Raw genomic sequence first — 15,361 nt, 5'->3', positions numbered from 1 at the left:
ATAACCCACCTCATTCTATCGGTCCGTGACGACGAACGGTGACGACGATTGTCGTACTCCGTCGGCTATCTTTCCCCGAGGAGAGAATCCCGCCGTTTACGGCGAGAGTGAATCCGACAACCCCAAACGATCCGCCAACGACGCTATGGACGGATATTCAACGCTATTCCGAACTATTAACTCAATTAATCTACATAGGCTATATATGGCGATTCAGGTTACTCGTACCTACATTGGTTCCATACAGAACCAGCGTCAGGTACAGAGTGGTCTGGATTTGCTCGGTGATTCCGCCTCGAAAATCTGAAACGTCGCACGGTGGACAGCGAACCGCATCTGGGACGAAACTGGCAAAATTCCCGATGTGAGCGTTCTGAAAGCGTACATGAAGAACCAAGCGTGCTGGAAGGACTTGAACGCACAATCGAGTCAGAAAGTCATTGAAGAACTTTCTGACGCTTTCCAGTCATGGTTCGACCTGCGGCAGAAAGACGACACGGCGAATCCTCCCGGCTACCGCAAACACGGAGACGAACGACCGCGCAGTACGGTCTCATTCAAAGAAGACGGGTTCAAACACGACCCCGACAACAACCGCGTCCGACTCTCGAAAGGTTCCAATCTCAAGGGGTATTGGTCGGATTTCCTGCTGTGCGAATACCAGACCCGCCCTGACGTTGATCTCTCAGAAGTCAACTCGGTACAGAACGTTCGTGCGGTCTGGAACGGTGACGAGTGGGAACTACACTTCGTCTGTAAAGTCAAGCTCAAAACCAACGACTCCACAGGAAATGAAGTAGCGGGGATTGACCTCGGCATCACAAACATCGCTACGGTCGCATTTCCGGACGAATACGTCTTGTATCCCGGTAACTCGATCAAGCAGGACAAACACTACTTCAAGCGTTCAGAGTACGACACGGAAGGTAAAAACGGCCCATCTAACAAGTCGACGTGGGCACGTAGAAAACTTGCTGACCGCGAGACACACTTTTTCCACGTTCTCTCAGACACCATCATCACAGAGTGTGTCGAACGTGGTGTTGGAACGCTGGCAGTGAGCTGGCCTGAAGACGTTCGAGACTCCGACTGGGGGAAGACCGGCAACAAGAAACTCCACACGTGGGCGTTCGATCGCATCTACCAGTACCTCGAATACAAGGGCGAAGAACGTGGAGTCGAAGTACTGAAAGAGAACGAATGGGACACCTCGAAGACGTGTTCACGGTGTGGCGACGACACGACGTCAAACCGTGTCGAACGTGGATTGTACGTGTGTTCGTCGTGTGAATTGGTAGCCAATGCGGATTGTAACGGGGCGGAGAACATGCGCCAGAAGATAACTCCGAGTCCTCACGGAGAGGATAGGAGTAACGGCTGTGTGGCACAGCCATCGGTACACCTGTTCGACCGCGAGAGCGGGACGGTTCGCCCGAGAGAACAGGTTGTATCGTAAACCAGCAAATATCCCACCTGCGGTACGGGAAGCCCCGGCGTTTACGCCGGGGAGGATGTCACCCCCGCGACTTCCCGAGACGGTTAAGAGCCTGCCGGCCGCCACATCCGGACATGCTCTCGGCCGGAAATCCCTACGTGTTGCCGTCGGTGCTGGTCGCGGCGGGCGCGTATCTCGCCGTAACGCTTCTGACGGACGCCTCGTTGCTGGTCCGGATCGGCATCCTTGCCTTCCTCGCGGGCGTCGTGCCGATCGTCCTCAATCGGATCCTCGGCGGCGGCTCGACCAACGACTGGCGCGACGAGCCGACCGAGGGGATTGGAGACGGCGACAGCGACGCCGACGAGTCGCGCGAGGCGTGATCCGGCGGCCATAGATATCTACGCAATCGGTGATACCCTCGGACACACTCTGTGAAGGATTCGTGTGGCGGTCAAATCGCCGCAACCCACCGAGGTCTGCCGCCTAGGGTATGCGCGCGTTTCGACTCAGAACCGGTCGGCGCGTCCGGCTGCGGTCCACGGGTCCGTCGGCGCGTCGACGGGAACGCGGACCGATCGATTCTGCAGGCGGTCGACTCGACCAGCGAACGACCAGCGCTTGCCCTCCCAGTCCGGGTTGTCGTCCGCCGCGGCGGCCGCGGCCGCCGCGGCACGCTCGCCATCTCGGAGGTGGGCCGCGACCGCGGCGGCGATAGCGGCTGCCTCCGCGTCGTCGGCGTGCTCCGGGATCGACAGACCGTCGAGGACGGCTGATACGCCGGGTGCGGTGTCACCCGACCTCGGTGCGACATCGTCTGATTCAGATGCGTCGGTCGCCATCAGATCGGGATGTTGCCGTGCTTCTTCTCAGGTGCCTCCGAGCGCTTCCCCTTCAGCATCGTCAGGTCGTCGATCAGCCGTGCGCGCGTCTCCGTGGGCTCGATCACGTCGTCGACGAAGCCGCGGTCGGCGGCGGTGTACGGGTTCGCGAACTCCTCGCGGTACTCGTCGATGAGCTCCTGTCGGCGCGCGTCGGGGTCGTCGGCCGCTGCCAATTCCTCGCGATAGAGCACGTTGACGGCGCCTTTCGGCCCCATCACCGCGATCTCGGCGGTCGGCCACGCGTAGTTCACGTCGCCGCCGATATGCTTCGACGACATCACGCAGTAGGCTCCGCCGTACGCCTTTCGGGTGATGACGGTCAGGAGGGGAACCGTCGCCTCCGAGAAGGCGTACAGCAACTTCGCACCGTGGCGGATGATCCCGTTGTGCTCCTGATCGGTTCCCGGCATGAACCCGGGCACGTCCTCGAAGGTGAGGATGGGGATGTTGAACGCGTCGCAGAAGCGGACGAATCGGGCGCCCTTCTGGCTCGACTCGATGTCGAGCGTGCCCGCGTTCACGCGGGGGTTGTTGGCGACGATCCCGACCGAGTGGCCGTCGAGCCGGGCAAACCCGACGACGATGTTCTTCGCGAAGTTCTCCTGCACCTCGAAGAAGGAGCCCTCGTCGACGACGCTGCCGATCACGTCCTTCATGTCGTACGGCTTTCGCGGGGCGTCGGGAACGATGTCGCCCAACTCGTCGTCGGTGCGCTCGGGATCATCCCACGGCTCGACGCGCGGCGGATCCTCGACGTTGTTGGCGGGGAGGTACGAGAGCAGTCGCGCGATGTCGTCGAGCGCGTCCTCCTCGCTCTCCTCTGCGAAGTGCGCGACGCCGGAGGTCGACGAGTGGGTGACTGCGCCGCCGAGCTCCTCGAAGCTCACCTCCTCGCCCGTGACGGTCTCAATGACGTCCGGGCCGGTGATGAACATGTGCGAGGTGTCTTTGACCATGAACGTGAAGTCCGTGATCGCCGGAGAGTAGACCGCACCCCCGGCGCACGGGCCCATAATCGCCGATATCTGCGGGATCACGCCGGACGCCTCCGTGTTGCGCCGGAAGATCTCAGCGAATCCGCCGAGCGAGGCGACGCCCTCCTGAATGCGGGCACCCGCGGAGTCGTTGAGTCCGACCACGGGCGCGCCGACATCCATCGCTTTGTCCATCACTTTGCAGACTTTCTCGGCGAACACCTCGCCGAGCGACCCGCCGAAGACGGTGAAATCGTGTGCGAAGACGAACGTTTTCCGGCCGTTCACCTCGCCGTATCCCGTGACGACACCGTCGCCCGGAATCTGCTGTTCCTCCATTCCGAAATTGTTGTTCCGGTGGGTGCGGAACCGGTCGAACTCGTGGAACGTCCCGTCGTCGAGGAAGTAGTCGACCCGCTCGCGCGCGGTCATCTTCCCCTTCTCGTGTTGGGACTCGATCCGATCCTCGCCGCCGCCGAGTGCCGCCCGCTCTCGACGCTCGCGGAGATCCTCGATACGGTCGTCCATCGTCACGCCGGACCACCCTGAGTCATTACCTCGTGGGTCGGCGAGCGGCATCAAAAGGGTTCCCCTATGCGACGTTTTCGCCTTCGACAGGCGTCGAACTCGGTATCGAAGCGGGGCCCGGCGTCGAACTCGGTGTCGAAGCAGGACCTCGCGTTGAGGAACCGTCCGCACGGCCCCTGTCTCGGGTTCACTCTCTGACGGCCGGTTCGACGCTTTTAAACCTCCGATGGACCACTTTCCGGTGAGACAGGCTTCGCCTGTTTCACTGACCCGTAGGAGCGACCTGCGTACTACGGAGGTGAAAATGGCAGACACAATACAAGAGGCCGTAACCCTCGCACTCGACGATGCGCCCGAGCGGAACTTCCGCGAGACCGTGGACATCGCGATCAACCTGCGAGACCTCGACCTCAACGATCCGTCGAACCGAATCGACGAGTCCGTCGTGCTGCCGGCTGGAACGGGGCAGGAGACACAGATCGTCGTCTTCGCGGAGGGCGAAACCGCCGTCCGCGCTCAGGAAGTTGCTGATCAAGTGCTTGACAGCGACGACCTTGAGGACTTAGGAGACGACGACGACCGCGCAAAGGACCTGGCCGACGAGACCGACTTCTTCGTCGCAGAGGCCAACCTGATGCAGGACATCGGTCGGTACCTCGGTACCGTCCTCGGTCCGCGCGGGAAGATGCCTACCCCACTACAGCCGGACGACGACATCGTCGACACAGTCAACCGGATGAAGAACACGGTGCAGCTCCGGTCGCGTGACCGGCGCACGTTCCACACCCGTGTCGGTGCCGAGGATATGGGCCCCGACGCGATCTCGGACAACATCGACGTCATCATCCGGCGGCTCGAAGCGAGCCTCGAGAAGGGCCCGCTCAACATTGACGGGATCTACGTGAAGACCACGATGGGTCCCGCCAAGGAGGTGCCCGTATGAGCTCGGTCCGCAAGACCGAGACGATCCCGCAGTGGAAACAGGAGGAGGTCGACGAGCTCGTCGACTTTATCGAGTCGTTCAACTCCGTCGGGATCGTCGGCGTCGCCGGCATCCCGAGCCGCCAGCTTCAGGCCATGCGCCGCGAGCTGCACGGCTCCGCGGACGTCCGGATGAGCCGCAACACGCTCACCGTCCGTGCGCTCGAAGAGGTAAACGACGGCGTCGAAGAGCTGACCCAGTACGTCGCGGGTCAGGTCGCGCTCATCGGCACGAACGACAACCCGTTCGGCCTCTTCAAGCAGCTGGAAGCCTCGAAGACCCCCGCCCCGATCAACGCGGGCGAGGTCGCCCCCAACGACGTCGTCATCCCCGAGGGTGACACGGGCGTCGACCCGGGACCGTTCGTCGGCGAGCTCCAGACTGTCGGGGCCGCCGCGCGCATTCAGGACGGCTCGATCATGGTCACCGAGGACTCGAAGGTCCTCGAAGAGGGCGAGGTCGTCGACGACGACCTCGCGAACGTCCTGACCGAACTCGGCATCGAGCCGAAGGAAGTCGGACTCGACCTCAAGGGCGTCTACTCCGAGGGCGTCCTGTTCGAGCCGGACGAGCTCGAAATCGACGTCGACGAGTACGAAGCGGACATCCGCTCGGCGGCCGCCGCCGCGCGAAACCTCTCGGTCAACGCCGCGTACCCGACGGCCGCCACCGCCGGCACCCTTCTCGCGAAGGCGTCCGGCGAGGCCAAGTCCGTCGGACTGTTCGCGGAGATCGAGAGCCCGGACGTCGTGCCCGACCTCATCGGGAAGGCCGACGCCCAGCTCCGCTCGCTCGCGGCCCAGATCGACGACGAGGAGGCGCTTCCCGAGGAGCTGCAGGGCGTCGAAGCTGCCCCGGCTCCTGAGACGGACGACGCCGACGAGGAAGAGGAACAGGCGGAGGAAGAAGACGACACGGACGACGCTGAGGCAGCCGACGACGACGCCGACGACGGCGACGACGGCGGCGACGGTCTCGGCGCGATGTTCGGATAACACCACGAGGATACACCAATGGAATACGTTTACGCTGCGCTCATCCTGAACGAGACTGGCGAAGAGATCAACGAAGACAACGTCACCGGCGTGCTCGAAGCCGCCGGCGTCGACGTCGAGGAATCCCGCGTCAAGGCGCTCGTCGCCGCGCTGGAGGACGTCGACATCGAGGAGGCCATCGAGACGGCCGCCGCGGCCCCCGCCGCCGGCGCCGCCGCGGGCGGCTCCGCGGACGCCGCGGACGCCGACGAGGCCGCCGACGAGAGCGACGACGAGGACGACGCCGCCGAGGAAGCGGCGGACGACGAGGACGAGGACGACGACGGCGGCGAGGGCCTCGGCGAGCTCTTCGGCTAACGCCGGACGATAGCCGAGACTTCGACCGCGTCGACCGACTCTCAAACATCCGATTTTTATTGAACTTCGCTATCCGGAGTGATAACGTCGTCCACGAGTTTATATACCGATCTCGGAAACGGAGAGGTGATGAAGATCGTCGACGGCGACAAGGTCGAGTGCGATCGGTGCGAGTCGGTGTTCCCGATCGAGGATGTCTCGCTGCTCGAGAAGGAGACGAACCGAGACTACGAGCGAGTGCTGTGCGAGGAGTGTCTGGGTGCCGTCGGAGTGCCGAAGGGGTACACGCTCCGTCGGGACATCAGTCATCTCGCCGGGTGAGCCGCGAGGCGGGGAACCCGTACCGGTCGCAGTCCGCGACGCTCCGTCCCGGCCGGAGCGAGTCCGCGTAGACCGCCTCGACGACGGGTTCGTGGGCGCCGTAGCCGGCGTTCGTGGGGTACTCGGCGATGACACGCCCCTCGTCGGTCCGGTAGGCGTCGGCCCGGTCGGTCGTGACTGCGACGACGATGAGTCGTTTCCCCGTCTCGCGATCGCGGACGATCGCGCCCGGTTCGAACGCGTGTCGGTCACAGAGGTGCGAGCCGCCGGCGTCGAACGGGACGAACGTCTCCGCGCCACAGACCGCACAGGCGCCGATACGCTGGTCGGGGGCGGGGATGGACCCCGCGGTCACCTCCATCGCAACGCGGCGGAGGTGCTTGCAGCGCGAGCCGCGGATCGCGTGGTCCGGGCAGGTACAGGTGCCGGCGTCAAGCGCAACCACGTAGGTGCCGCCGTCGGTCTCGACGACGTAGCGCCGGTCGCGAAGCGGGCGGATCGTCATCTCTTCCGTGACGGCGCGCGTGGATCGGTTGTCGTGCTCGCCGGAAGACGCCGCTGGCGGCGTCGAGGACGGCTCTCGCGACGGGGTCGTTTCGCCGGCTGTTGACGCGGATGCGTCTCGGGTGTGCGTCATAAGTGACTGCGAGAGGACTCTCGCTTCACGTCAATATACGAGACGGAAACGGATAAATACGCCGCTGAGATGGGTCGAGCGCGGATATTCCACGTTCGGAACGCCCTCGTCGACTCGACCGTGCTGACCTCGCCGCCCTCATCGAAGTCCTTTTTTAGTGGCGACGGAAACTCGCGGATATGGAAATCGACGCGGAGCTCCGTCGACAGATCGTGGTCTCGCTGTCGGCGGCCGCGATCTTCGTCGCCGGACTGGTCGGGATCGGGGTCGCGTTCGGCGGTCCCGAAGGGCTGCCGGAGACGGGCGCGATCGCCCTCGTTGCGCTGCTCGCCGCGTTCGTGTTGCTGATGGCACTCGTCGGCGCGTACCTCATCCGCGCGAGCGACGACGACGCGTAGGACGACTACTCGATTTCGGCTTTTCCTGCGGCCGCGTTCTGCTCGCGCCAGTCGGTGATCTCGTCGGCTTTGTCCACGCGCGCCTCGTAGTACGCGAGTGGGTCGGCAGCGACCTGCATGTGGTCGTCCTCGTTGTGGCAGATCCCGTAGTTCGCCAGCGTCTCGCAGGTCGGCGGCGGGTACTGGCTCCCCCGGTCATCGCTCAGGTACTCGGTCTGGTATCGGATACCTTCGGCGTCGAGGCTCGTGTCGGCGCAAAACGTCACTACCTCGTCGGGCGTCATCCCGATTCCGACGAGAAACGCCATCAGCGCGAACGACTCCGGCGGGGAGAGCTCTGTGCCGCGCTCGGCCTTCTCGATCAGGTTCCGCATGCAGGGCGGGAACAGGTCAGGGGCGACCACATCGACCGGGCCGGCGTAGGTGCGCTCGGAGAGCAGCCGCTTGAGGTCTGCGACGCCGGATTCGAGCTCGGCGGCGATCCCCTCCCCGGCGGCGAGTTCGAACGGGAGGCCCTCTCGGACCCGATCTTCGACCGCGGCTTCGAGCGCATCCAGAAGCTCCTCACGGGAGATGCGCACCTCGCCGTCGTCGAGCGCGCGGTTGACGAGCCGCCACGACTCACCCCACGAGGGCGACGTGAGCCGAAGATACGGTCCCACGGCGATCCAGTAGTGTTCCGGGTCGCGGCCGGGGGCGGAGCCGGACCCTGTCGCGGTTGTGCCGCCGGTCCCCGGGTCGGATCGGAGCGATTCCGGTCGCACCGCATCCGCGAGGTCGAACTCGGCGAGTACGTCGTCTAGCGCGACGGTCGGCGTCGACATCGACCGCAGCTCGTCGTCGGTCGCGAGGTCCTCGCGGATCCGGTCGATCGCGGTTGCGGCCTCGGCGGCGGCGTACTTCTCGATCGCGGGGTCGGAGTCAAGCAGCGAGACGAGGATCCGTGCGATCGGATACGAGAGCAACTCGGCCTGCGTGTCGTAGGCCGACTCGGTGGGGAAGGCGCCACTCTCGGACGCGACCGTCCCGTCCATCAGAGCGCGTTCCACGCGTTCGCGGGCGCGCTCGACCGCCGGCGCGTCGGCCGCGACGAGCTCCGGCAGCGACACCGCGGCGTCGGCGACCGCCTCGCGGGCGGTCGCGAAGAACGGGTACTTGGCGTCGAGCGCGTCCATGTCCGGGCCGAGGTAGCAACGGGCGGCGAATAAGCGGTGCGGTCCGCGTCGGCGCGGATGGGTGCATCGGGGAGCAGGTGAGAACCACGTGAGACGGACTTAGAGCCGCCCGCGGAGGTAGTGCCCGAGGACCCCGCCGACGATCCCGGACCCGAGGGTGTAGATGACGGCGACGCCGATCACGAACAGCGCGATAAGCCCGAACTCCGCGGGCGCTCCGGCGAATCCGAGGAAGAACAGCAGGAAGAACACGACGGCCACGAATGGTAGGGTCATCACGACCCCGGCGACCGTGCCCGCCTTGAGCGCGTCGCTCGACCGGCCGCCACAGAGGTAGCCGGCGACCGCGCCCGCCTTGAGCGCGTCGCTCGACCGGCCGCCACAGAGGTAGCCGGCGACCGCGCCGCCGAGCACGGTGGCGAAGGGGACGAACGACAGAACCGAGCCGGCGATTCCGCCTACGATCCCGTAGACGAGTACGTCGACCAAGTCCGCGGGGGTACCGTCTCCGGGGGCGAGGAAGTCGGTCGATGCGGTGCTGTCCGCGCCTGGGGAGCGAGCGTCGGTGGAAGCGATGTCGTCAGTGGAGGGTGTGTCGTCGGGGACCATCGTTCGGCTACTCCTCCTCGTCAGTTGGCTCGCCGTCTCCCGCCTCCTCGACTGCCGCGCCGGGCGCGTTCGACTTCACGCTGTTAAGTCCCTGTTTCGCTTTCTGTTTGGAGGCGTACCCCTGTCCGCCGTCGGCGATGACGTTCCCGTTGTCGTGGCGGAGCCGCCAGCGGTGTTCGTCCGCCGTGTCCCTGAATATCTCGAAGGTGGCGTCGCTCCCTCCTTCGTCGGGTGCCTCCTCGTCGCGAGAGATGTCGATCACGTGGGCGCCGGGCGCGTTCCGCTGGACGCTCTCGATGCCCGACTTGGCGTCGCGTTTGTCCGAGTACCCACCGCCGCCGTCGGCGATGATGTTCCCGTTGTCGTGGACGAGCCGCCAGCGCCACTCGTCGACGCTGTCTGTGTATAGTTCGAAGGCCGCCTTGCTCGCGGCAGCGTCGTCGTTGATCTCACCCTCCGTCTCCGGCCACTCCATCTCAATCTCGAAGTGGACCATCCCGTCCTCGCGTTCGAGTTCGATCTCGACCTCTTGTTCTGGGGCCGGATCGACCGTCACCGTACCGGCGTCGTCGACGGGGACCGGTTCCCCGCGACCGAGCGCCCGTGCGATGCGTCGGAAGTAGGTGGCAAGCGCCTGTCGGCTCCGTGACTGCCGCGACTCGTGAACCGCTTTTTCGGGCATACACGCTCCCGTCACGGCGGGCACACAAAACGCTATGGCTGACTCTAGTCAATCAGTATGCACTTATAAATGGCTGTGCGGTGGCGCGCGCCTCCGAGTGGTCACCGCAGAGTAGCTGATCGCGCCGACTCACGACCGATCGACACCACCAGTCGCACCTATGTCTCGATCGATCCTCATCGCGTGGGAGTTCGGGCGGGTTCGAACCCGCCCTCACATACATTTCTGTGACGCACTTCGTTCGTCCCAGAAATGGGCTCGGGCGGGTTCGAACCGCCGACCTCAGCCTTGTAAAGGCCGCGTCATGACCAGCTAGACCACGAGCCCTCAGAGTTTCAAACCCGCCGGCAGCGGAAAACGGTTTCTTTCTGCGGCGCAAGGATCGATCGTGAACCGCCGCCTCCTCGCGATCGCTAGCGCCCTCGGCGCCATCGCCCTCCTGCTCGTCGCGGCGATCGCGGCGAACCCGGCCCTCCTGATCGCCGGCTACGACACCACGACCGTCGAGGCGGTCGACGGCGAGACGGGCGACTCGCTCGCAACCGTCGAGACGCGCGTCGCAGACGGCTTCGCGAAGCAGTACGTCGGCCTCTCCGAGACTGACGAGCTCGCCGACGACGAGGGAATGCTGTTCGTCCACGACGAGACGGGCAAACACGCCTACGTGATGCGAGGAATGTCGTTCGGGCTCGACATCGTCTTCGTCGCGCCGAACGGCACCGTCACCGAGATCCACGAGGCGGCGCCCGACTCGCGCCCGTACACCCGCTATGCGGGCACCGGTCGGTACGTCCTCGAAGCGCCGCGAGGGTGGAGCGAGCGCAACGGTGTCGGGCCGGGTGACCGGCTCGTCTTCGAGGTGGACTGACCGCGACAAAACCGTACCCCGCGACGAAACCGATTTGCCCTTCGCGGGCGTCGACCAAGCCATGACCGGTCTCTCTCGCCGGATCGCGTGGAACCTTCGCCACCGCTGGCGGCGGATATTCGCGCTCCTCGTGATCGGTATCGGCGTCGCCGCCCCGCTCATCACCGGGCTCTGGTGGTCGCTGCCGCTCGTCTGGTTCTTCGGGCTGTTCGTCGCGTTGCCCGTCCTTCACACGCTGACGAAGCCGGTGCCCGACGAGGATAGCGACGACTCCGACGCCAATGCCCCCGACGACCCCGCCCTCCGCGCGCTCCGCGAGCGCTACGCTCGCGGCGAGATCGACGAGCGCGAGTTCGAGCGCAAGCTCGACCGGCTGCTGGAGACCGAAGACGCCGAGACCGTCGACCGCAGCGACGCCGAGGACCTCGCCGAGCGCGTTCGCGACGGACTCCGGCGCGAAGTCGAGCGGGTTCGCGAGTGATCCCGATCCCGATCCAGATCTCGACCGCGACCGTCATCGTTTTGCGCGGCGCTAGCGAGAGGATCTGACGTGTTTGTCGACGCACTCCGGTACCCGCTTGCCGATCGAACGCGGTTAGACGGCACCGCGAAGTGTCTCGCAGCGCTCCTGTTCAGCGGGGTGCTGCTTCGGTTTGCAGCACGCCTCTGGCCCGACTGGGCGTTGGTGGCACCGCTTCTGCTCGCCGTCGCTCCTCTGCTCGCGTTTCTCGGCCTCCTCGGAGGTGTCCTCGCCGGAGGCGGGTTCCCCCCGCTGGCGACAACCGATACGGTGCGTCTCGCCGGTCGGCTCCTCGGCGTCGCTACCGTCTACCTCCTCCCTGCGGCTATCACTGTGGTCGCCGCCGGCTACGTCGTCGCGAGCGGGACGGTTCCGGACGCGCTGGGCGGCGTGACGCTCGCGACCCTCGCGACCGCCGCGCTGCTCGTCACGGTCGTCTGTGGGTACCTCTTCCCGGCGGCGGCCGTCGTGAGCGTTCGAGACGGACTCCGTGCGGGTCTCCGGCGGGACGCTCTCCGCGGTACGGCGTCGAGCACGTACTTCCTCGCGTGGGTGGGCGCGACCGTGCTCGTCGTCGTCGCATGGAGCGCGCTTGCAGCGACGGCCACACGGAGCGTCGCCGCGCTCCTCGTGCTTGGGTGGTGTGCCTACGCCCACGTCGCCGCCGCGGCGCTCATCGCCGAGAGCGTCGATCGAACTGGCTACTGGTGACGGCGACCCGCGAAAAACGGAAAAATCGAAACGGTTCCGGATCCGGTCAGGCGAGGTTGACCTGATCAGCGGCGTCCTTCATCGACCGGTTGTGGAGCGCCTCGCCGGTGACGCGATCAAAGATGTGGATCGCGTCCTCCGGAATCTGCGCGACGACCGAGTCTCCCTCACTGACCTGCGTGAACCCGTCGATCGTCGCGACGAGGGTCGCAGCGGACTCGGGGTCTGCGTCGGGGTCGAAATGGAGGTACACCGTGTTCTCGTCGCCCATCGGTTCGACGACGTCGACGGTCATTTCGAACTCGTGTGCGTCGGACTTGCTCGCGACGAGCTTGATCGCCTCGGGACGAATCCCCATGACAAGATCGGCCGTCTCTCCGAGGTCCACACGCACGTCGTCGCCGATGGGATACTCGAAGACGTCACCGACCAGCCGGTCGCCGTCGAGCGTCACGTCGAAGAAGTTCATCGAGGGCTCGCCGAGGAAGCTCGCGACGAACTGGTTGGCCGGCTCGTGGTAGCACTTCAGCGGCGACGCGATCTGCTGCAGTTTGCCGCCGTCGAGGATGGCGATCCGATCGCCCATCGTCATCGCCTCGGTCTGGTCGTGCGTGACGTACACCGTCGTCACACCGAGATCGTTCTGAAGCCGCTGTAGTTCCGTCCGCATCTCCGCACGGAGCTTCGCGTCGAGGTTGCTGAGGGGCTCGTCCATCAGGAACACCTCAGGGTCGCGGACGATGGCGCGGCCGAGTGCGACGCGCTGCTGTTGCCCGCCCGAGAGATCGCTCGGCTTTCGATCGAGCAGCGGCGAAATTCCGAGCATCTCGCCGGTTTCAGACACCATCCGGTTAATCTCGTCGTCGAGGAGGTCCGTCGATTCCTCCAGTCCGAATGACATGTTCTGCCGGACACTCATGTGCGGGTAGAGCGCGTACGACTGGAACACCATCGCGATATCCCGGTCCTGTGATTTCACGTCGTTAACGACGCGATCGTCGATGCTGAGCGTGCCGGAGGTGATCGTCTCCAAGCCAGCGATCATCCGGAGCGTCGTGGACTTCCCGCAGCCGGACGGACCGACGACGACGAGGAACTCGCCGTCGTCGATCGACATCGACACATCGTCGACCGCGACGATTTCCTCGTCGCCGTCCTGGAACGTCTTCGTTATCGAGTTGAGTTCAAGCGTTGCCATATCTGTGTGTTGTGGTCGGTGTCGTGTGGTCGTTTGCGCGTCGCGCCGCGTCGCATCCCGGACGCCCTCGTCTCGGACGGGTCCCGTCGCTGGACGGGGTCGGCGTGCGGGTCACGCCGCCACCCCCTCGGCGAACTCCTCGCCGAAGAGGATGTACACCGCAAGCGTCGGCAGCGCCGCGAAGAATGCCCCGGCCATCCGGAGCGCGAAGTCTTGTCCCTCCAGCGAGCTCCCGAGTCCCGCAAGGATCAACACGACGGGCGCCGCAGGGCTCGATTCCGTCGAGACGATCACCAGCGTAAAGAGGAGATCGTTCCAGATCTGGGTGAACTGATAGATTAAGACGACGGCGAACATCGGTCCCGAGAGCGGGAGGACGATCCGTCGGTACACCCGACGGAGCGTCGCTCCGTCAAGGCGGGCCGACTCGATCATCTCGTCGCTCATCGTCTTGTAGTACGTCCGGAACAGGAGCGTACAGATGGGGAGCCCGTAGGCGACGTGGGTGATCACCAACTCGATGATGCCAACGTAGTCGTCGTCGATCCCGAGCGCCCAGACGAACGATAACGCGTCGCCGAGCTGGACCCACTGCGACCAGAACTGGGTCAGCGGGACCAGCACCGCCTGATACGGGATGAAGATCCCGGCGACGATGAGCATGAGTACCACTGCCTTGTACGACTTCTTCCAGGTTGGGATCGTCAGGCCGTACGCCGTGACGCTCCCGACGAACGCCGAGATGACCGTCGCGGGCACAGCGTACAGCAGGCTGTTCCCCATCCCACGCAGCAGGGTATCGGTCGCCGTCTGCCACTTCTCGAGTGTGAACCCGGACGGGCCGGGTGGGGCGAACGGCGCCGTCTCGATGATCGCGGTGCCGGTCTTGAACGACGTGACCAGGCCAGATTCGATGGGAACGAGGTAGAACGCCGCCGCGAGTGTCAGGACAACGTACAGGCCGATATCCTCGGCCGTCAGCTGATCGATGGTCCGGCGCAGCCGCGCCGTCGCCGTTGCGCCGCCGTCGGTTCGAGGTTTTGCGTTGCTCATAGGTTGTCCCTCCGGTATTCGTACACAAGGTAGGGGCCGATGACGCTGAGCGCCATTCCGAACAGGACGATCGCGATCGCCGACCCGTACGCCCAGTTGAGATTCGCGTACGCCTCACGAACCATCTTCGTCGCTAAGATATCGGCGCCGTTCGGCGGCCGGTATCCCCCTGACAGCGAGTAGAGGAAGTCGAAGGCCTTCATCCCGAACACCATCAGCACTACGGCGGCGCTGATCGTCGCGCCCTTCAACTGGGGGATGATAACGCGCCAGTACATCTTCAGGGTCGACGCGCCGTCGACCGTGGCCGCCTCGTAGTGCTCTGTCGGAATGGCTCGGAGCCCAGCGAGGTACACGACCATCGCGTACCCCGAGAACTGCCACATCAACGCGAAGATGACCGCGTAGAGGACGATGTCCTGGTTGCCGAGCCAGCTCACTGGGCCGAGACCGACAGTGCCGATGACGTTGTTGGCGATCCCGTTGTTGTAGTTGTAGATCCACAGCCAGAACTGGGCGGTCACCACGAACGAGAGGCTCATCGGCAGGAGATAGATCGTCCGGAACGTGTTCTCGAACCGGATCCCTCTATCGATTAGGATAGCCAGCACGAGGCCGACCACGAGCGTCCCCGCCGTGAACGCGATAAGCAGGATGAGCGTGTTGATCGCGGCGTCGATGAACCCGGTGTCTGCGAGCGCACGCGTGTACATCTCGAAGTCGAGGTTCGAGTAGTCCGGCGCGTTCTCGAAGCGCTGGTAGTCGGTCAGCGAGATCAGCAGGTTCCAGATGATCGCACCGTAGACGAACAGCCCCATCAGCAGGAACGGAGGGAGCCAGAAGACGGACGACTCGATGAAGTCGCTCCCGAAGCGCTGGTCCAAGGTCGCCTTGAGACGGGTCGTCAGGTCCCGGTCCGGTTCCGGCGCCGGGTCGGCGCCAGGGCCGTCGCTCACGACCCCGCCGTCGGTACGGACCTCGCTGTCGTCGTCCCTCGAGGAGGGACTGATCGTCCGGTGCAATCGACGGTAAAA

18 protein-coding genes, 1 tRNA gene and 1 pseudogene are annotated in these 15,361 nt (G+C 64.8%); 10 read left to right on the top strand and 10 right to left on the bottom strand.

Annotated features, from left to right (window positions below):
- The first annotated feature begins 205 nt into the window (after positions 1-205).
- Positions 206-1,456, top strand: a pseudogene (locus HLAC_RS12605) (RNA-guided endonuclease InsQ/TnpB family protein).
- Positions 1,457-1,569: 113 nt separating this feature from the next.
- Positions 1,570-1,818, top strand: coding sequence for a DUF7987 family protein (locus HLAC_RS12600; protein ID WP_015911223.1), 249 nt, complete (start codon positions 1,570-1,572; stop codon positions 1,816-1,818).
- Between the two features lie 126 nt (positions 1,819-1,944).
- Here the strand turns inward: HLAC_RS12600 and HLAC_RS12595 are convergent, their stop codons facing one another.
- Both HLAC_RS12595 and HLAC_RS12590 read right to left on the bottom strand, forming a co-directional pair.
- Positions 1,945-2,277 carry a DUF8022 family protein gene (locus tag HLAC_RS12595; protein ID WP_015911222.1) on the bottom strand — a complete coding sequence of 111 codons (333 nt, stop codon included), beginning with the start codon at positions 2,275-2,277 and terminating at the stop codon, positions 1,945-1,947.
- Complete coding sequence (locus tag HLAC_RS12590) at positions 2,277-3,821, bottom strand: acyl-CoA carboxylase subunit beta (protein WP_049933758.1); 1,545 nt, start codon at positions 3,819-3,821, stop codon at positions 2,277-2,279. The genes HLAC_RS12595 and HLAC_RS12590 overlap by 1 nt, the downstream gene beginning before the upstream one ends.
- 304 nt (positions 3,822-4,125) lie before the next feature.
- On the opposite strand from HLAC_RS12590, the gene HLAC_RS12585 reads away from it, so the two are divergent.
- The 4 genes from HLAC_RS12585 (at position 4,126) to HLAC_RS12570 (ending at position 6,476) form a co-directional block, all read left to right on the top strand.
- Entirely contained in the window at positions 4,126-4,764 is a 639-nt protein-coding gene (locus HLAC_RS12585) for a 50S ribosomal protein L1 (RefSeq protein WP_015911220.1), read from the top strand.
- Positions 4,761-5,798, top strand: a complete 1,038-nt coding sequence (locus HLAC_RS12580; protein WP_015911219.1) for a 50S ribosomal protein L10 — start codon at positions 4,761-4,763, stop codon at positions 5,796-5,798. Before HLAC_RS12585 ends, HLAC_RS12580 begins: the two co-directional genes overlap by 4 nt.
- Before the next feature lie 18 nt (positions 5,799-5,816).
- The gene (gene rpl12p, locus HLAC_RS12575) at positions 5,817-6,155 is read left to right on the top strand and encodes a 50S ribosomal protein P1 (RefSeq protein ID WP_015911218.1); all 339 of its coding nucleotides are present in this window, start codon (positions 5,817-5,819) and stop codon (positions 6,153-6,155) included.
- Between the two features lie 129 nt (positions 6,156-6,284).
- Entirely contained in the window at positions 6,285-6,476 is a 192-nt protein-coding gene (locus HLAC_RS12570; RefSeq protein WP_015911217.1) for a hypothetical protein, read from the top strand.
- On the opposite strand, the gene HLAC_RS12565 is transcribed toward HLAC_RS12570, so the two are convergent.
- Entirely contained in the window at positions 6,457-7,113 is a 657-nt protein-coding gene (locus HLAC_RS12565) for an SWIM zinc finger family protein (RefSeq protein ID WP_049933602.1), read from the bottom strand. The two genes, HLAC_RS12570 and HLAC_RS12565, sit on opposite strands and share 20 nt — an antisense overlap.
- A 179-nt stretch (positions 7,114-7,292) precedes the next feature.
- Here HLAC_RS12565 and HLAC_RS12560 point away from each other — a divergent pair, with 179 nt between their 5' ends.
- Positions 7,293-7,511 carry a DUF7472 family protein gene (locus tag HLAC_RS12560; RefSeq protein WP_015911215.1) on the top strand — a complete coding sequence of 73 codons (219 nt, stop codon included), beginning with the start codon at positions 7,293-7,295 and terminating at the stop codon, positions 7,509-7,511.
- A 5-nt stretch (positions 7,512-7,516) separates the two neighbouring features.
- Here the strand turns inward: HLAC_RS12560 and HLAC_RS12555 are convergent, their stop codons facing one another.
- The 4 genes from HLAC_RS12555 to HLAC_RS12540 all read right to left on the bottom strand — a co-directional run bounded on the left by HLAC_RS12555 (position 7,517) and on the right by HLAC_RS12540 (position 10,304).
- Positions 7,517-8,686: a DNA primase gene (locus tag HLAC_RS12555; protein ID WP_015911214.1), complete on the bottom strand. Its 1,170-nt coding sequence runs from the start codon at positions 8,684-8,686 to the stop codon at positions 7,517-7,519.
- Positions 8,687-8,785: 99 nt separating this feature from the next.
- The gene (locus tag HLAC_RS12550) at positions 8,786-9,295 is read right to left on the bottom strand and encodes a DUF5518 domain-containing protein (protein WP_015911213.1); all 510 of its coding nucleotides are present in this window, start codon (positions 9,293-9,295) and stop codon (positions 8,786-8,788) included.
- Positions 9,296-9,302: 7 nt separating this feature from the next.
- Positions 9,303-9,977, bottom strand: coding sequence for an HVO_2922 family protein (locus HLAC_RS12545; protein WP_015911212.1), 675 nt, complete (start codon positions 9,975-9,977; stop codon positions 9,303-9,305).
- 253 nt (positions 9,978-10,230) lie between these two features.
- Positions 10,231-10,304, bottom strand: a tRNA-Val gene (locus HLAC_RS12540).
- A gap of 61 nt (positions 10,305-10,365) precedes the next feature.
- Between HLAC_RS12540 and HLAC_RS12535 the strand changes: the two genes are divergently transcribed.
- The 3 genes from HLAC_RS12535 to HLAC_RS12525 all read left to right on the top strand — a co-directional run bounded on the left by HLAC_RS12535 (position 10,366) and on the right by HLAC_RS12525 (position 12,076).
- Positions 10,366-10,845: a DUF192 domain-containing protein gene (locus HLAC_RS12535; RefSeq protein WP_015911211.1), complete on the top strand. Its 480-nt coding sequence runs from the start codon at positions 10,366-10,368 to the stop codon at positions 10,843-10,845.
- Between the two features lie 61 nt (positions 10,846-10,906).
- On the top strand, positions 10,907-11,326 hold the full coding sequence (locus HLAC_RS12530) for an SHOCT domain-containing protein (protein WP_015911210.1): 420 nt from the start codon (positions 10,907-10,909) through the stop codon (positions 11,324-11,326).
- Positions 11,327-11,395: 69 nt separating this feature from the next.
- Positions 11,396-12,076, top strand: a complete 681-nt coding sequence (locus HLAC_RS12525) for a hypothetical protein (RefSeq protein WP_015911209.1) — start codon at positions 11,396-11,398, stop codon at positions 12,074-12,076.
- Between the two features lie 46 nt (positions 12,077-12,122).
- On the opposite strand, the gene HLAC_RS12520 is transcribed toward HLAC_RS12525, so the two are convergent.
- The 3 genes from HLAC_RS12520 to HLAC_RS12510 form a co-directional block, all read right to left on the bottom strand.
- A complete protein-coding gene (locus HLAC_RS12520; RefSeq protein WP_015911208.1) occupies positions 12,123-13,274 on the bottom strand; it encodes an ABC transporter ATP-binding protein in 1,152 nt (383 codons plus the stop codon).
- A gap of 111 nt (positions 13,275-13,385) precedes the next feature.
- Positions 13,386-14,327 (bottom strand): carbohydrate ABC transporter permease, encoded by a 942-nt coding sequence (locus HLAC_RS12515; RefSeq protein ID WP_015911207.1) that lies wholly within the window; start codon positions 14,325-14,327, stop codon positions 13,386-13,388.
- Positions 14,324-15,349 carry a carbohydrate ABC transporter permease gene (locus HLAC_RS12510; RefSeq protein WP_049933756.1) on the bottom strand — a complete coding sequence of 342 codons (1,026 nt, stop codon included), beginning with the start codon at positions 15,347-15,349 and terminating at the stop codon, positions 14,324-14,326. Before HLAC_RS12510 ends, HLAC_RS12515 begins: the two co-directional genes overlap by 4 nt.
- Between the last annotated feature and the right edge of the window lie 12 nt (positions 15,350-15,361).

This window comes from Halorubrum lacusprofundi ATCC 49239 (genome assembly GCF_000022205.1).
Classification (GTDB): Archaea; Halobacteriota; Halobacteria; order Halobacteriales; family Haloferacaceae; genus Halorubrum; species Halorubrum lacusprofundi.
Note: the sequence above shows the minus strand (reverse complement) of the source record. Positions and strands in the feature narration are given on the sequence as shown.

Excerpts from the sequence above, each read along its gene's own strand:
- HLAC_RS12600 (WP_015911223.1), top strand. The coding sequence starts at position 1,570 with ATGCTCTCGGCCGGAAATCCCTACGTGTTGCCGTCGGTGCTGGTCGCG.
- HLAC_RS12595 (WP_015911222.1), bottom strand. The coding sequence starts at position 2,277 with ATGGCGACCGACGCATCTGAATCAGACGATGTCGCACCGAGGTCGGGT.
- HLAC_RS12590 (WP_049933758.1), bottom strand. The coding sequence starts at position 3,821 with ATGGACGACCGTATCGAGGATCTCCGCGAGCGTCGAGAGCGGGCGGCA.
- HLAC_RS12585 (WP_015911220.1), top strand. The coding sequence starts at position 4,126 with ATGGCAGACACAATACAAGAGGCCGTAACCCTCGCACTCGACGATGCG.
- HLAC_RS12580 (WP_015911219.1), top strand. The coding sequence starts at position 4,761 with ATGAGCTCGGTCCGCAAGACCGAGACGATCCCGCAGTGGAAACAGGAG.
- rpl12p (WP_015911218.1), top strand. The coding sequence starts at position 5,817 with ATGGAATACGTTTACGCTGCGCTCATCCTGAACGAGACTGGCGAAGAG.
- HLAC_RS12570 (WP_015911217.1), top strand. The coding sequence starts at position 6,285 with ATGAAGATCGTCGACGGCGACAAGGTCGAGTGCGATCGGTGCGAGTCG.
- HLAC_RS12565 (WP_049933602.1), bottom strand. The coding sequence starts at position 7,113 with ATGACGCACACCCGAGACGCATCCGCGTCAACAGCCGGCGAAACGACC.
- HLAC_RS12560 (WP_015911215.1), top strand. The coding sequence starts at position 7,293 with ATGGAAATCGACGCGGAGCTCCGTCGACAGATCGTGGTCTCGCTGTCG.
- HLAC_RS12555 (WP_015911214.1), bottom strand. The coding sequence starts at position 8,686 with ATGGACGCGCTCGACGCCAAGTACCCGTTCTTCGCGACCGCCCGCGAG.
- HLAC_RS12550 (WP_015911213.1), bottom strand. The coding sequence starts at position 9,295 with ATGGTCCCCGACGACACACCCTCCACTGACGACATCGCTTCCACCGAC.
- HLAC_RS12545 (WP_015911212.1), bottom strand. The coding sequence starts at position 9,977 with ATGCCCGAAAAAGCGGTTCACGAGTCGCGGCAGTCACGGAGCCGACAG.
- HLAC_RS12530 (WP_015911210.1), top strand. The coding sequence starts at position 10,907 with ATGACCGGTCTCTCTCGCCGGATCGCGTGGAACCTTCGCCACCGCTGG.
- HLAC_RS12520 (WP_015911208.1), bottom strand. The coding sequence starts at position 13,274 with ATGGCAACGCTTGAACTCAACTCGATAACGAAGACGTTCCAGGACGGC.
- HLAC_RS12515 (WP_015911207.1), bottom strand. The coding sequence starts at position 14,327 with ATGAGCAACGCAAAACCTCGAACCGACGGCGGCGCAACGGCGACGGCG.